This is a genomic window from Pseudomonas sp. PME37.24/006 (assembly GCF_055556635.1).
This window is the reverse complement of record NZ_JBVHNL010000052.1, coordinates 1-279: the sequence shown is the minus strand read 5'-3', so window position 1 is coordinate 279 and position 279 is coordinate 1. Positions and strand designations below refer to the sequence as shown.

The following is a 279-nucleotide window of genomic DNA, read 5'->3' as shown; positions in this document are numbered from 1 at the left end:
CACGGCGGCGGGCAGGAACGCGGCCGACGCTCCGGCACGCCGGACGTCGCCGGCGCGGTGGCGTTCGCGACGGCGCTGACGCTGGCCGAGGCCGAGCGGGTCGCGGAAGCGGAGCGGGCGACGCGGTTCCGCGACTCGTTCATTCGCGGCGTGCTCGCCGCCGTCCCCGGCGCGCGGCTCACCGGGCACCCCGAGCACCGCCTGCCCGCGACCGCGAGCTTCGTGTTCCCCGGCGTCAACGGCGAGACCGTGCTGCTCGAACTCGAACGCCGGGGGGTC

The 279-nt window shown here is 77.8% G+C and carries 1 protein-coding gene; it reads left to right on the top strand.

Annotated elements, in window-relative coordinates:
- On the top strand, positions 1-279 hold a 279-nt coding region (locus ACZ3GY_RS23820; protein WP_465912197.1), incomplete at both ends, for an aminotransferase class V-fold PLP-dependent enzyme.